The sequence below is a fragment of the Wenxinia marina DSM 24838 genome, from assembly GCF_000379485.1.
In the GTDB taxonomy this organism is placed as follows: domain Bacteria; phylum Pseudomonadota; class Alphaproteobacteria; order Rhodobacterales; family Rhodobacteraceae; genus Wenxinia; species Wenxinia marina.
The window spans coordinates 1-14,026 of sequence record NZ_KB902276.1 but is presented as its reverse complement, the minus strand read 5'-3'; the positions used below and the strand labels follow the sequence as shown (position 1 = coordinate 14,026).

The following is a 14,026-nucleotide window of genomic DNA, read 5'->3' as shown; positions in this document are numbered from 1 at the left end:
AAGATGGCCCGGCCGGCAACGCTGGCGCATGGCGCTCCCGCGCAGGCAGGCGCGGCGCGGGACGCATCGTCCCGCGATGGAGTCGCGCTCGCCTCCGCGGTCGCCAGCGGCGAACCGGACCCGGGCTACCGGATCAGGCCTCCCGCGGGAAGAGATGCGCCGACGCGCCGTCGAACCGCAGGTCGACGGGCTGGCCGTCCTCGAACACCTTGTCCTCGCCGAACGCCGCGATCAGCGGCGTGCCGTCGCGCAGGGCGAGGTCCACGACCGTCTCGGACCCCAGCCGCTCCGCGATGCGCACCTTTCCGTGCAGCATCCCCGCACCCGGCTCCACCGGGGCGAGGTACTGCGGCCGCACGCCGAGGACCGCCTTCGAGCCCTTGGCGATGGCGCGTCCCGCGGTCCGGACCACGATCGGGTCCAGCGCGGCGTTGCCCACGCGCGCCTCGTCGCCGTTCACGTCGATCACCTCGACGTCGAGAAAGTTCATCGACGGCGCGCCCAGGAACCCGGCCACGAACAGGTTCGCGGGCCTGTGGTACAGATCCATCGGCGCGCCGACCTGCATCACGCGCCCTTCCTTCAGCACCACGATCTTGTCGGCGAGGGTCATCGCCTCGACCTGGTCGTGGGTCACGTAGATCATCGTCGCGCCGAGCTGCTTGTGCAGCTTGCCGATCTCCATCCGCATATCCATCCGCAGCGCCGCGTCGAGGTTCGACAGCGGCTCGTCGAAGAGGAAGACCGACGGATTGCGCACGATGGCCCGACCGATGGCGACGCGCTGGCGCTGGCCGCCGGACAGCTGCGAGGGACGGCGGTCGAGCAGGTTTTCCATCTGCAGGATCCGCGCCGCCTCCTCGACCTTGGCATTCTTCTCCGCCTTGCCCGCCCGGGCGATCGTCAGGCCGAACCCGATGTTCTCGCGGACCGTCATGTGCGGGAAGATCGCGTAGGACTGGAAGACCATTCCGACGCCCCGCTCCTTGGGTTGCAGGTCGTTCACCACCCTGCCGCCGATCCGCAGCTCTCCCGACGTGATGTCCTCGAGCCCCGCGACCATCCGCAGGAGGGTGGACTTGCCGCAGCCCGACGGGCCGACGAAGACGGTGAACTCCCCGTCGTCGATGTCGATGTCGACGCCCTTGATCACGTCGACGGCGCCGAAGCGCTTGGTGACGTTGCTCAGGTTCACGTTCGCCATGATGCCTACTCCGCTGCGTGGCGCTGGCCGACGACCTGAAGCAGGCCGTCCGCGGTGACGGTCACCGGTTCGGGGTCCATGATCTCGCCGACGAAGTGGGTGCCGTCCGGATGGTCGGCGAACCCCATGATCCGCAGGCCGTCGTCCGTCTGCAGCAGGCGCGCCGCGTACCGCCGGCAGGGAAGCGCGCCGTCGAGGAAGCCGGGCGCAACCCGCCACGGCCCGCGCGGACCCTCGCCGATCAGGTAGTGCGTCCCCGTCAGGGGCCCGGTCTGCAGGGACTCGGCGGCGTCCCTGGAGAAGTGCTCGGCCGAGGTGCAGAAGAGGCAGTACCAGCGTCCGTCGATCTGCAGGACCTGGGGCACCTCGAGCTGCCCGAAGCCCCCGACGAAGACCGGCGGCTGCAGATTCCATGTCATCAGGTCGGGCGAGGTCGCGAAACCGATGGCGCCGCCGGCGTTGGCCTCGGGGATGCCCGGCGCCCGCGCCGTGAAGTACATCAGCCAGCCGTCGCCCTCCGGGTCGCGCATGACCCAGGGGTCGCGCATGGCCCGGTCGTGCCAGAACCCGCGCATGAGGTCGGCCTCGTACGCGCCGGCGTTGGGTCCGACCAGATCGAGGCAGAGGCCGTCGCCGACGCGGGTCCATTCGTGGAGATCGTCCGAGACCGCGTGACCGATGCGCTGGTACAGCCCCTCCTCCTGCTTCCGGGTGCCGGTATAGAACAGGTGCCAGCGGTCATCGTCCCCCCGCACGACCGAGCCGGTCCAGGTCGTGAAGTCGTCCCAGGCGGGCCCGCCCGACGGCGCGAAGCAGGTGCCGTGGTGGTCCCACGTCACGAGGTCGCCGGACGTGGCATGTCCCTGCGTGACGTTGAAGTGCCGCAGGTCGGGATTGATGAGCGACTTCGGGGCCTTGAGGAAATAGCAGTGCCACAGGTCGCCGTCGCGGGCGTACCACGAATCCCAGATCCAGTCCCGTTCGAGAGCGAGTGTCATGTCGGCTTATCCTTTCACGCCGGTCGAGGCGATGGAGGCGATGAATGCGCGTTGCAGGACGAGGTAGAAGGCCAGCACCGGGACCGTGATCATCGTCAGGTACGCCATGACCTCGCCCCAGGCGACGTTCAGCTGGAAGAAGTACTGCAGCCCCACCATCACCGGCCGGTACTGCTCCTGCTGGACCACGATGAGCGGCCAGAGGTACTGGTTGTACATCACGAGGAACTTCAGGATCGCCGCCGTGGCGACCACCGGCCCCGAGAGCGGCAGGATCACGCGCCAGTAGATCTGGAACCAGGACGCCCCCTCGACCCGGCTCGCCTCGACGAGCTCGCCGGGAAGATCCTTGAAATACTGCACGAAGAGAAAAACCGTCAGTCCGTCGGCGATCCAGGGGATGATCTGCACCCGGTAGGTGTTCAGCCAGGTCCATTCCACGCCGTCGAGGCCGATCCAGGGCAGCTTGCTCACGATCAGCAGCAGGGGAATGGCGATCGTCTCGAACGGCACGATGAGCGTGGCCAGGATGATCGACAGGACCAGCCCCCGCCCGCGCCACTGCAGGAACACGAACGAGAACGCGGCGAGCGAGCAGATCGCCAGGCTCAGCACGACCGTGACACCGGTGACGAGGACCGAGTTGAAGACGAACAGCCGGACCGGGGCCCGCTGGAACGCCTCGGCGTAATTGCCGAGGCTGACGTCGCCGACCGGCAGGAACGCCCGGATCGAGGATGTGTCGGCCAGCAGCTGCTGGTCGGGCTTGAAGCTCGACATCACCATGAAGAGCAGCGGCAGCACGAAGATCAGCGCGACGAGAACGAGGACGAGGTACCGCACGGCGAGCCGCAGGCCGCGATTGTCGGGGGAAATGGCGGCCATCTCAGCGCTCCCGCGTCAGGTAGCGCTGAACGAGCGAGATCGTCAGCACCAGGAGGAACAGGACGACCGAGATCGTGGACCCGCCCGAGATGTCCTGCTTGCCGTAGCCGCGCTCGACCGCCTGGAACACCATGGTCTGGGTCGAATCCAGCGGGCCGCCGTTCGTCATCACGTCGATCTGGGCGAACAGCGCGAAGGACTGCATCGTGATGACGATCAGGATCAGGACGGCGGTGTTGCGCAGGCCGGGCCACGTCACGTACCGGAAGGTCTGCCACTTGGACGAGCCCTCGATCGCGGCGGCCTCGTACAGCGTGGGCGAGATGGTCTGCAGTCCGGCCAGCCAGATCACCATGTGGAACCCGACCGCCTGCCAGATCGACATCGCCATGATGGATCCGAGCGCGGTGTCGGGATCACCCAGCCAGTCGTGCCCCTCGAACGCGCCGAAGGTGAGGAAGCCGAGGACCGTGTTCAGCAGACCGTCCTGCCCGTCGTAGATGAACCGCCACAGCAGCGAGACGATGACGATCGAGACGACCACGGGCATGAAGTAGATCGCGCGGAAGACGTTGATTCCCCTCAGCCGCTGGTTGATCAGCAGGGCCAGCCCCAGGGCCAGCGCCGCCTGGGTCGGGGCCACGATGAGGACGAAGAGCAGCGTGTTGGTCAGCGCCTTCCAGAACACGACGTCGGACGCGATGACCACCCGCGCCGTCTCGCCGGACTGCCAGCGGAACCACTCGCGCATGCCGTCGTACTGCGGGAACGCGTCGGACCGGGTGATCGACCGGACGCGGGGATATTCGGGGGCGCCGGTCTCGTCCCGGATCACGGCGCCGTCCGCGTCGCGCTCCGGCTCCAGGGTGACGACGGCGAGGCTCAGCATGTCGGCGTAGTTCTGCAGGCCCACGAATTCGGTCGGGTTGGGCGAGATCAGCCGCTGGTTCGTCAGGGACAGCCAGAAGGCGAAGAAGAACGGCAGGATGATGAACACCGCGATCAGGCCGAAGCCCGGCAGCGCGAAGAGCCATCCGGCCCGGTTGGATTGGGTCAGCCTGGTGGCCATGTCTTGCCCGTCCCGAAGCAGTGAGGCGTCCGTCGCGGACGCGGAGAGGGCGGGTCCCCGGCGCGCGGCCGGGGACCCGCGACCGGCGTCACTCGTGGCCGTAGCCCTGGTTGGCTTCGATGTCGCTGTCGATCTCGTCGACCGCGGCGTCGAGCGTGTCGGCCGGGTCGGCGCCGTTGGCGATGTCCGCCAGCGCGCTGGTGAAGACCTTGGACTGCACCACGTAGCCCGGGGTCACCGGACGCAGCCGGGCCTGATCGGCGGACAGGTCGAAGAAGCTCGCGAGGGGACCGCCCTCGGCGTAGTTCTCGGTCATCTGCGCCGCGGAGGGCGTGGAGGGGATCAGGCCGATGCCGTCGGAGAAGGCCGCGAGATACTCGTCCTGGATCGCGAACTCGATGAAGGCGTTCGCGCCCTCGGGATGCTCGCAGCTGGCCGAGATGCCGAACTGCCAGGAGCCGCCGCCGATGTAGTTGCCGGCCCCGAAGTCGGGCGCCGGAAGGAAGACCACGTCGTCGACCTCGGCCATCGTCGCCACCGCGCGCCAGTTGCCGTTCCACTGGAACGCGAAGCTGCCGTCGATGAAGCCGGTCTGCTGGTCCGCCGGATCCTCCGAGGTGCCGGGCGCGTAGCCCTCCTCGAAGAGCGAGGCCCACCATTCGCCGAACGCGAGCGCCGCGTCGCCGTTCAGCGCGCCCTCGGCCGTGGTATAGCTGTCGCGGTCGACGAGGCTGCCCCCGTGGGACCACAGGAACGGCAGGAAGGCGTAGGGATACCACTCGCCCTGGTCGTTCATCCCCAGATCGAGGGCGTAGTCGTAGTCGCCGCTGGCCTTGGCCGCCTCGAGCGCGGCCATGAACTCCTCGCCGGTCCACGGCTCCTCGAGGGTCGGGCGGCGCAGGCCCAGATCCTCCAGCGTGGACTCGCGGGTGTAGAGCGCCACGGCGGCGTCCCATAGGCCCACGGAGTAGAGCTCGTCGTCCCACATGCCGAGCGTGCCGGGCAGGAAGTCCTCGACCAGGCTCTCGTCGATGTCGAGCGGCTGCATGTAGCCCGACCAGGCCCAGTTCGGCATGATCGGCCCGTCGACGTCGAGGATGCACGGCAGGTTGCCGGCGAGCGCCGCGGCGACGACGCTGTCGTTGTAGCTCTGCTGGGGGAAGCTCTCGACGGTCACGCTCCAGTCGCCCTGCGAGGCGTTGAAGTCGTCGATGATGCCGTTGAGGATGTTGCTTTCCACCTCGTTGCCGGCGCCGTGGTACCACATGCTGACGTCGGTCTGCGCCATCGCGGCGCCTGTCGTGGCGGCGTAGGCGACGAACGCTCCGGCCGTGATCCTGTTGATCGTCTTCATGGAATCCTCCCTGGGGTTAAGAATCGGGTCGTTCATGTTCCGGCCGCCCCGGCCACGCCGGTCACCGAGGACCGCCAGACGACCGGCCCGGGCACGCGGACGGGGTCGGTGGCGGCCGGGGCGGTCCCGGCGATGATGTCCAGAAGTCGCCGGGCGGCCTGGCGGCCCATCTCGCGATAGGGCAGCTCGACCGTCGTCAGCGGCGGGAACAGGGTCTCCGCGATGGCGCGGTAATTGTCGAAACCGGCGATCGAGATGCGCTGCGGCACCTCGATCCCGCGGGTCCGGAGCAGGCCGTAGAGGCGCATGGCCATCTCGTCGTTGCCGCAGCAGATGACGGTGGGCGGCTCCGGCAGCGCCAGCAGCCGGCCGAGCGCGGCGGTCATCGGCGCGTGGTCGTCCCGGTAGGCCTCCTGGATCATCGCCGGATCGAGCGGCAGGCCCGCCTCGGCGTGCGCGTCGCGGTAGCCTTCGGTCCGCAGGCGGGTCGCGTCCATGGACGCGCCGAGCGTCAGGTAGCCGATGCGGCGGTGTCCCGCCGCGATCAGGCGCGCGACGAGCCGGTGCTGGCAGATGCGGTCGTCCGGCAGGATGCTGGGCGTGCCGACGGTGTCGTAGCAGTTGGCCAGCACCACGGGCGGATCGCCCGGACGCACCTCGAAGCGGGTCTGCCGGTGATAGTCCGCGACGTAGATCAGCCCCTCGACCCGGTGCTGCCGGAACGTCGAGACGAGCGAGGGCACGCGGTCGGAATGTCCGCCGGTGTCCGAGATCATCAGCGTCTTGGCCTCCCGGCCGAAGACGTCCTGCACCCCCTGCACGATGTAGAGTTCGGGCAGGCCCCTGGGGTCGCCGTGGTCGGGCGTGTTCGAGATCGCGCCGGTGATCAGACCGATCAGGCCGGACTTGTTGGACCGCATGACCCGGGCGGCGTTCGAGGGCACGTAGCCGAGGCGGGACATCGCGTCCTGGACGGCCTTGCGGGTGTCGCGACCCACCGGCGCGTCGTCGTTGAGCACGCGGGACACCGTCTTCGGCGAGACGCCGGCGGCCTTCGCGACATCGTAGATCGTCGCCATCGGTCCTCCTCCCCGCCCTGCCACCGCGCCGCCCGCAGGGGAGACACCGATGTCATGACACCGATGTCACTACACGCCGCAGACGGGGCGTGTCAATGTCGGCGGTCAATCGGGATGGCGCGAGGGGGTCCGGACGGGGCGCGCTGGGCGGGGTTCATGTGTCATGCCAGCCGGCCCCGCCCGCCGCATTGGCGTGCCGCCGAAGCGCGTGAGCGGGATCGTCCGCGGCCGCCGTGGCATCACCGGCGACACCGCCCTGCGCCTCGCGGCCGCCCGGCTAACGACGACGGAGTTCTTGATGACCCAGCAGAAGGCGTGGGAGCTGGAGGTGGCGCGGGACGCCTACGCGGGCCTGTAGGGTGGGTGAAACCCACCGGGGCGCGGCGGTGGGTTTCACCCACCCTACCTAGATCGCCCCCTGGCAAAAGGCATCCGAAATAAAGGCGAACCAACAAGATCGCCTAGCCGGCTCACCCCCAGACCCCCTCGAACTCCCGCCATTCCCCCTTGCTCATGCCGCTGGTCTCCTGCGTCACCGCTTCCCCCGCCAGCATGCGCCGCAAACACGCCACCCCCGTCGCCGACAGGGTCACCCCGCCCATCCGGTAGTCCTCGAACGCCGCATAGGCCGCCGGCACCCAGTCCTTCACCATCTCGCAGATGGCGTCGGCGTAGACGCGGATCTCGTACTGGGCGTGGGCGTCGGCGCGCAGCCTGAGGAAATGGAACAGGTTGTGCAGGTCCACCTTCCAGTACCATTGCGTATAGATGTTCGCCGGCAGGTTCATCCGGGCGAGCTCCCGCGCGAGGCCGGCCTGGGCGGAGCCGTCGGGGGCGGTGTCGCCGATCATCGCCTCGTAGTGGTCGTAGGCGCGGCCGGCGTCGGCTTTCAGCCACTCCAGCACCCGCGCGGCCTCCTCCCCCGACAGCGCCTCGCCCCTCCCCTGGTTGTTGATGACGGACTGGGCGGCCAGCGCGTCCGGCTGGGGGATGTAGAACTCGCGGTCGAGGATGGAGTAGCGGGCGGAATACTCGTTCACGTTGGCGGTGCGGTGGCGGATCCACTGGCGGGCGACGAAGACCGGCAGCTTCACGTGCAGCTTGACCTCGCACATCTCGAACGGGGTCGAGTGCCAGTGCCGCATGAGGTAGCGGATCAGCCCCTCGTCGTTCTGCACGCTCTTGGTGCCGCGGCCGTAGCTGACACGCGCCGCCTGGCAGATCGCGGCGTCGTCGCCCATGTAGTCGATCACCCGGACGAAGCCGTGGTCGAGGACGGGGACGGCCTTGTAGAGATGCGCCTCCATCCCCTCGCTGACTGCCCGCAGCGTCTGGCGCGGCTGGGCGCGGAGGGAGTCGATCTCGGCCTGCTGGTCGGGGCTGAGGGGCATGGCGGCTCTCCTTGGGGCGCGTGAGTCGGAGCCTACCATATCTTGCGGCATCCGGCGCGGAAACGCCTACGGTCCGTGGCGCGTGCGCGACAGGGCCGAGGTGCAACCAAGGGGGAGCGCGCCCGGGACGTTGACAGGACGGACCCGGCGGCCGGTAGGGTGCGCCCAAGCACAAATCGAGGCAGCACCCCATGCACAGATTTCTCCTCGCGGCGTCGGTCCTGGCGATCCTGTCCGGCTGCGGCGACGGGCAGCCGTTCTTCGACGACGAGGAGCCCGCCGAGCCGACCGAGCCGACGGACCCGACCGATCCCGAGACCCCGAACGACATCCTCGATACCGGCACGGTGCTGCCGCCCGGGGCGACCGAGCCCGAGCCCGACGGCGGACTGACGCGAAGCGAGGCCGGGGGCGACACCGGCGGTGGCTACGTCGATTCCGTGGCCTACCAGCCCGGCAGCGACACGTTCGTCGTGGACGGCCTCGGCTTCGACGGGGCGAACGTCTACCAGCGGGGCACCGAGGTCGGCTCGCTCGGCGGCTACGCCGTCTTCGAGGCGGACGTGCAGGCCGAGGACACGCTGACCGGCGAGCCGATCGGCCAGATCGTCCCCTACCGCGCCCTCTACGGCGTCAGCGACAACCAGGTCGACGGCGAGGCGCGGACCGCCTTCGCCATCGTGCGGACGGGCGGCTACGTCAACTACGGCTTCGGTGGCTTCGTGTACGAACGCAACGGCGCGGTCGTGCTGCCCGACAGCGGCCAGGCGGTGTTCTCGGGCGACTACGCGGGGATGCGGGTGTTCGACGCCCGCGGCGGGCTGGAGTTCACCCGGGCGGACATGCAGGTCGCCATCGACTTCGACGATTTCAACACGAACGACGCCGTGCAGGGACGGATCTTCAACCGGGTGGCCTTCGACGAGGTGGGCGGGACGGTCCCCCTCGGCGGCGAGGACCAGCTGGTCCTGCCGGACGTCCTGTTCAACATCGAGGCGGGCGGCGGCGGCGGACTGACCGAGGCGGGCGAGATCAGCGGCACCCTGTCGAGCAACGTATTGAGCGAGACAGGCGCGCTCGAGACCTACGAGGAAGGCACCTACTACGGCATCCTCGCCGGCGACACGACGGCGGGCGACGGGGGCGAGCTGGTCGGTATCGTCGTGCTGGAGTCCGACGATCCCCGGTACGACGGCGTGACGGCACAGGAGACCGGCGGCTTCATCCTGTACCGCGGCGCGACGAACTGAGCGCGGTGCCCCGCCCCGGCTGCCTGATCGGCGCCGCGGCTGTCGGTCTCGCCCTCTGTGGCGGGACCGCAGCCGCGCAGGTGGAGGTGACCCCGGCGCAGTTGCTCGGGCTCGCGCGCGCGGCGCTGGAGGCGGGCGCGGCGGGCGACGCGCGGCGCTATGCCGAGGGCCTGCTCGCCCGGGATCCGTCGGATCCGGACGCCCTCACCATCGTCGCCGAGGCGGCGCTGTCCTCCGGCGACGAGGCGGCGGCGCGGCAGGCTGCGGCGGCGCTCTACCGGGACGGCCGCCTCCCGCGCGCGGCACGCTACCGGGCGGCCCGGCTCGCCGCCTTCGCCGCGGCGCGGGAGGAGCGGTTCCTGCTGTCGCAGATCTGGCTGCGGCGCGCGCTGACGGTCGCGCCGGATGCCGCAGCCGAGGCGCAGACGATCCGGGACGCCGCCTCCGTGCGGCGGCAATCGCCCCTGTCGGTGGAGCTGCGGTTCGGCGTCGCGCCGTCCGACAACGTGAACAACGGATCCACCACGCCCGACTACGTCGTCGATGGCGAGGTGCTGGGCGGGCTGAGTGCGGGGGCGCAGGCGCTGTCCGGCTGGGTCGGCACGGGATCGGTCGCCCTCGCCTACCGGCTGTCGGAGTCGCCGACGCAGCGCACCCTCCTGCGGCTGGACCTCTCCACCCGCCGCGTCTGGCTGTCCGAGGAGTCCGAGCGGGCGCTTCAGGACGGCGCGCTGCCGTGGGAAGAGCCGCTGGACGCCGAGGACTTCGGCTCCGCCCGGGCCGCCATCGGCCTGTCGCACGACCGCGCCCTCGGGGGCGGCGCGCTTGGCCTCTCGGCGACGCTGGGACGGTCCTGGACGGCCGGCGACGTCGGCTACGACTTCCTCGCCCTCGACGCCGACTGGGCGCGGCCGCTGGGCGAGGAGCGCATCCTGCGGCTGTCGGTGGGGACCGAATGGCGCGACCGGCCCGAACTGGACACGCGCGAGCGCCTCGATGCCCTGACGGCGACCTGGCAGCAGGGCTGGAGCGGCGGCGTGACCTCGGTCACCCTGGGGGCCGAGCAGCTGGAGTCGGAGAACGCCAACGCCCGAGCCACCACGCTGAGCTTCGGGCTCGGACACCGGCTGCCGCAGCAGGTGGGGCCGGCGCTGGTGACGCTGTCGGCGACCTACGCCGTCACCGACTATCCCGACTACACGATCTTCGACCCGCGCGTCGTCGGCTTCGTGCGCGTCGGCCGGGACGACCGGCGGCTGTCGGGCCGGATCGAGGCGGCGCTGGTCGACTGGTCCTGGGCCGGCTTCGTGCCCGTCGTCTCGCTGGACGGCGCGGCGACCGACAGCAACGTCAGCCGGTTCGAGACCAGCAGCGTCGGCCTCGGCGTCGAGGTGCGCTCCGCCTTCTGAGTGGCCGCGGCGGGCCGGCGTGCTAGGCTTCCGCCCGACCTGACGCACGAAGGAGACGACCCCATGCCCCTGCGCTATCTGCACACCATGGTCCGGGTGAAGGACCTCGACGCCTCGATGAAGTTCTACGAGCTGCTCGGCCTGCAGGAGAAGCGCCGCATCGACAACGACAAGGGGCGCTTCACCCTCGTCTTCATGGCGCCTCCGGGGCAGGAGGAATGCCCGGTGGAACTGACCTGGAACTGGGACGGCGACGAGGGGCTGCCCTCGGACAGCCGGCACTTCGGCCACCTCGCCTACCGGGTGGACGACATCTATGCCACCTGCCAGCACCTGATGGACAACGGCGTGACGATCAACCGCCCGCCGCGCGACGGCCACATGGCCTTCGTCCGGTCGCCCGACAACATCTCGATCGAGCTGCTGCAGGAAGGCGACGCCAAGGCGCCGGCCGAGCCGTGGGCGTCGATGGAGAACACGGGACACTGGTGAGCCTGCGCGCCCTCGCCTTCGCCAGCGGAATGGTCGCGGCCGATCCGGCCGCGGCGTGCCGTCTGGCGCTGGCGCTGGCGCTCGACGTGTCCTCCTCGGTGGATGCCGAGGAGGATGGCCTGCAGCGGCGGGGCCTCGCCTCCGCCCTGCTCGCGCCCGAGATCGAGGCGGCGTTCTTCGCCTCGGCCGATCCGGTCGCCCTCTACGTCTTCGAATGGTCCGGGCGGTGGGACCAGGTGCCGCTGACCGACGGGTGGCAGCTGATCGAGACGCGGGAGGACCTGCTGGCGGTGGCGGAGATCATCGCCGCCTCGCCGCGGTCGCGGTCGGACATGCCGACGGCCCTCGGCGCGGCGCTGGGCCATGCGGCGGTGATGCTGGACCAGGCGCCGGGCTGCCTGTTCCGCACGCTCGACGTCGCCGGGGACGGCATCAACAACGAGGGGTTCGGGCCGCTCGATGCCTACAACGCCTTCGACTTCGAGGGCGTGACGGTGAACGGCCTCGTCGTGATCGGCGCCGAGTTCGGCGCCGAGGCGGCGGTCGCCCCCTACTTCCAGCGCGAGGTCATCCGCGGGCCCGGCGCGTTCATCCAGGTCGCCCGCGGCTACGGGGATTACGAGCGCGCGATGCGCCGCAAGCTGGAGCGCGAGTTGGCGGCGATCGCCATCGGCGACGCCGGACCCGCGGCCGGCCGGGGCGGCGGGCCGGGATGAAGTGCGCCGGGATCAGGTCGGTCGGGAGGAGGGTCGCCCTGGCCCGGGCGGCGCTGGCCTGGCTGTTCGTCCTGCTGGCGGGACCGGCGGCGGCGGAGTGCCGGCAGGCGCTGGTCCTCGGCCTCGACGTGTCGGGCTCGGTCGACGAGCGCGAATACCGGCTGCAGGTGGAGGGGCTGGCGAACGCGCTCGGCGCCGAGGAGGTGCGCGAGGCCTTGCTGAGCGTGCCGGGGCAGCCGGTGCGACTGGCCGTGTTCGAATGGTCAGGGCCGCAGAGCCAGTCGCTGATCTTGCCTTGGGCCGAGATCGGCGACGCCGGCGCGCTCGACGCCGCCATCGCGCGCATCCGCGGGGCGGAGCGACAACCGGCGCAGCTGTCGACCGCGATCGGCGCGGCGATGGCCGCGGGGTTCCGGCTGCTCGGCGACCAGGGAGACTGTCTGAGGCGGACGCTGGACCTGTCCGGGGATGGCGAGTCGAACACCGGCACCCGGCCGTCGGTCATCCGCGAGCGTTTCCTGCCCGAAGGGGTGACGGTGAACGGCCTCGTCGTCGGCGCGATCCCCGGCGGCGGCGACGACCGGTCGGACGACATAAGGCGGCTCGCGGGGTACTTCGAGGCCAACGTCACCGGCGGACCGGGCGCCTTCGTCGAGATGGCGCTGGGCTATGATGATTACGAGGCCGCCATGCGCCGCAAGCTGCTGCGCGAGATCGCGTCGATGGTGATCGGCCGGGCCGACGTGGCGGAAGACGGCGGGGGGTAGGCGACGGCGGGAGTCGGGTTCGGTCGGGCGACGCTGCTTCGGCGCCTGCGGGACGATGGCAGGGTCGGCGTGCGACGAGGCGACCGCGGGGTCCGGCACTCGGGCGGGGCGGATCCCGCCGATGCGCGGGCGGACGGCCCGTTTGGGAGGGGCACCTCCGCTGATGCGGTCCTTGTGAGCCTGGGCCGGCAGCCCTGGCCCCCCCTAGGGTTGGTGAAACCCGCCGACGCGATCCGGCGCCCGCCCGTACCGCCCTCAATAGATGTACCGGATCTGGTCGGTCCAGTACCGCTCCACCCGTTTCAGCGAGCCGCAGATCAGGTCGATCCCGTCGTGGTCGAGCACCCCCCGCTCCATCAGCCCCTCGGCGTGGCTGGCGAACAGGCGGGCGACCACGTCGCGGATGCGGCGGCCGTTCTCGGTCAGGCGGACGCGGACGGAGCGGCGGTCGATCTCGCACCGCTGGTGGTGCATGTAGCCCATCTCGACCAGCTTCTTGAGGTTGTAGCTGACGTTGGAGCCCTGGTAGTAGCCGCGACTCTTCAGTTCCCCCGCCGTGACTTCGTTGTCGCCGATGTTGAACAGCAGCAGCGCCTGCACGGCGTTCAGCTCCAGGATGCCGAGGCGTTCGAACTCGTCCTTGATGACGTCGAGGAGGAGGCGGTGGAGGCGTTCCACCAGCGTCAGCGTCTCGAGGTACGAGAGCATGAAGCCCCGTGCGGAGGCGGACATCTCGGTGCGGTCGATCTGCGCGTGCAGGCTCATCTTGCGGCCCCTGCTTCGTCGGTTGCGGTGCGGAAATCGGGATCGGGCAAAAGGCCTAACATTCGGTCAAGTCGGACCGGCTTCGCGACAAAGGCGGCGGAAAGTTCTGTAAAATCCGAGCTTTCGGGTGGTCGCGCTCCAGTGGCGCGGGGCCCCGGGTCAGGCCCGGGGCGGGGTAAGTGCGACGGGAGGGCGGCGGCTGGCCGCGGGCAGACGCACCGACGGGGCTCGCAGGGGGTGAGGAAGCGTCTGGCCGGGGGGCGGCCAGACGCTGCCCGGGCGCTGAAGCGGCCGATACCGGGCGGGGTGAGTTGAAGGTGCGGGAGTTCGGGCCCGCCCGGAAGGCCCGCCTCGGCCTTGAGCCGGCAACTGTAACCTCAGGGGTTGGCTGTCGCGTAGTCCTTGGCGTCGCGGAGCATGGCGTTGAGGACGGTGAGGAGCTTGCGTGCGACGGCGATGATGGCCTGCTTGGGACGCTTTCCGGCGGCCTCGAGGCGGGCGCGGAAGGCGGCGAAGGCAGGGTCCCGGCGCGAGGCCTGCAGGCCGGCGAGGTAGAGCAGCGAGCGGATCACCGGTCGGCCGCCGGCGATCCTGCGGGGCGGGCTGCGCATCCCGGAGTCGCGCGCGACCGGCGCCAGTCCCGCCAG

General features: G+C 70.3%; 15 protein-coding genes. 6 read left to right on the top strand and 9 right to left on the bottom strand.

The annotated features are described in order from the left end of the window. Positions 1-133: 133 nt before the first annotated feature. The 6 genes from A37W_RS0100075 to A37W_RS0100050 all read right to left on the bottom strand — a co-directional run bounded on the left by A37W_RS0100075 (position 134) and on the right by A37W_RS0100050 (position 6,589). Positions 134-1,204 (bottom strand): ABC transporter ATP-binding protein, encoded by a 1,071-nt coding sequence (locus tag A37W_RS0100075; RefSeq protein ID WP_018300975.1) that lies wholly within the window; start codon positions 1,202-1,204, stop codon positions 134-136. 5 nt (positions 1,205-1,209) lie between these two features. Continuing rightward, positions 1,210-2,202, bottom strand: a complete 993-nt coding sequence (locus tag A37W_RS0100070) for a glycoside hydrolase family protein (RefSeq protein WP_018300974.1) — start codon at positions 2,200-2,202, stop codon at positions 1,210-1,212. 6 nt (positions 2,203-2,208) lie between these two features. Next, entirely contained in the window at positions 2,209-3,087 is an 879-nt protein-coding gene (locus tag A37W_RS0100065; RefSeq protein ID WP_018300973.1) for a carbohydrate ABC transporter permease, read from the bottom strand. Between the two features lies 1 nt (position 3,088). Then, entirely contained in the window at positions 3,089-4,156 is a 1,068-nt protein-coding gene (locus tag A37W_RS0100060; RefSeq protein ID WP_018300972.1) for a carbohydrate ABC transporter permease, read from the bottom strand. Positions 4,157-4,244: 88 nt separating this feature from the next. Continuing rightward, positions 4,245-5,510 (bottom strand): ABC transporter substrate-binding protein, encoded by a 1,266-nt coding sequence (locus tag A37W_RS0100055; RefSeq protein WP_018300971.1) that lies wholly within the window; start codon positions 5,508-5,510, stop codon positions 4,245-4,247. 32 nt (positions 5,511-5,542) lie between these two features. Continuing rightward, positions 5,543-6,589 carry a LacI family DNA-binding transcriptional regulator gene (locus tag A37W_RS0100050; RefSeq protein WP_018300970.1) on the bottom strand — a complete coding sequence of 349 codons (1,047 nt, stop codon included), beginning with the start codon at positions 6,587-6,589 and terminating at the stop codon, positions 5,543-5,545. 208 nt (positions 6,590-6,797) lie between these two features. On the opposite strand from A37W_RS0100050, the gene A37W_RS24090 reads away from it, so the two are divergent. Next, on the top strand, positions 6,798-6,947 hold the full coding sequence (locus tag A37W_RS24090) for a helix-turn-helix transcriptional regulator (protein WP_188754169.1): 150 nt from the start codon (positions 6,798-6,800) through the stop codon (positions 6,945-6,947). Positions 6,948-7,059: 112 nt separating this feature from the next. On the opposite strand, the gene thyX is transcribed toward A37W_RS24090, so the two are convergent. Next, on the bottom strand, positions 7,060-7,980 hold the full coding sequence (gene thyX, locus A37W_RS0100040) for an FAD-dependent thymidylate synthase (RefSeq protein WP_018300968.1): 921 nt from the start codon (positions 7,978-7,980) through the stop codon (positions 7,060-7,062). 191 nt (positions 7,981-8,171) lie between these two features. On the opposite strand from thyX, the gene A37W_RS0100035 reads away from it, so the two are divergent. The 5 genes from A37W_RS0100035 (at position 8,172) to A37W_RS0100015 (ending at position 12,614) form a co-directional block, all read left to right on the top strand. Continuing rightward, positions 8,172-9,230, top strand: a complete 1,059-nt coding sequence (locus A37W_RS0100035; RefSeq protein WP_018300967.1) for a hypothetical protein — start codon at positions 8,172-8,174, stop codon at positions 9,228-9,230. Between the two features lie 5 nt (positions 9,231-9,235). Then, positions 9,236-10,639 carry a porin family protein gene (locus A37W_RS0100030; protein ID WP_047772228.1) on the top strand — a complete coding sequence of 468 codons (1,404 nt, stop codon included), beginning with the start codon at positions 9,236-9,238 and terminating at the stop codon, positions 10,637-10,639. 63 nt (positions 10,640-10,702) lie between these two features. Further along, complete coding sequence (locus tag A37W_RS0100025; protein ID WP_018300965.1) at positions 10,703-11,131, top strand: VOC family protein; 429 nt, start codon at positions 10,703-10,705, stop codon at positions 11,129-11,131. Beyond that, on the top strand, positions 11,128-11,847 hold the full coding sequence (locus A37W_RS0100020; protein WP_018300964.1) for a DUF1194 domain-containing protein: 720 nt from the start codon (positions 11,128-11,130) through the stop codon (positions 11,845-11,847). Before A37W_RS0100025 ends, A37W_RS0100020 begins: the two co-directional genes overlap by 4 nt. Next, complete coding sequence (locus A37W_RS0100015; protein WP_018300963.1) at positions 11,844-12,614, top strand: DUF1194 domain-containing protein; 771 nt, start codon at positions 11,844-11,846, stop codon at positions 12,612-12,614. Before A37W_RS0100020 ends, A37W_RS0100015 begins: the two co-directional genes overlap by 4 nt. 255 nt (positions 12,615-12,869) lie before the next feature. Here the strand turns inward: A37W_RS0100015 and A37W_RS0100010 are convergent, their stop codons facing one another. Next, the gene (locus A37W_RS0100010) at positions 12,870-13,379 is read right to left on the bottom strand and encodes a MarR family winged helix-turn-helix transcriptional regulator (protein ID WP_018300962.1); all 510 of its coding nucleotides are present in this window, start codon (positions 13,377-13,379) and stop codon (positions 12,870-12,872) included. Between the two features lie 377 nt (positions 13,380-13,756). Then, the coding region (locus A37W_RS20530) for a transposase (protein WP_018300961.1) at positions 13,757-14,026 on the bottom strand (270 nt) is incomplete at its 5' end.